Origin of the sequence: Colwellia sp. MB02u-9, assembly GCF_014077085.1 — a bacterium.
GTDB lineage: Bacteria > Pseudomonadota > Gammaproteobacteria > Enterobacterales > Alteromonadaceae > Cognaticolwellia.
Genome location: NZ_JACGVF010000058.1, coordinates 1 through 230 on the forward strand (window position 1 = coordinate 1; position 230 = coordinate 230).

Sequence of the window (230 nt, forward strand, 5' to 3'; positions counted from 1 at the left end):
TCAAACACCAACGATGCGCCGGTAATAACAGGTACACCAGCCACAACGGTAGCTGAAGATACTGCCTACAGCTTTACTCCTATAGTTTCTGATGTTGATGTAGGGGATACCCAAAGCTTTAGTATTAACATTAAACCTAGCTGGGCAACGTTTAGCACAATAACCGGTAGCTTAACGGGCACACCGACTAATGATGATATTGGTACCACCTCAGGTATTGTCATCAGTGT

The 230-nt window shown here is 44.3% G+C and carries 1 protein-coding gene; it reads left to right on the forward strand.

Annotation, left to right across the window (positions count from 1 at the left end; genetic code table 11):
• Nucleotides 1-230, forward strand: a 230-nt coding sequence (locus H4J65_RS00480; RefSeq protein WP_182194116.1) for a putative Ig domain-containing protein, incomplete at both ends; no start/stop codon positions are given.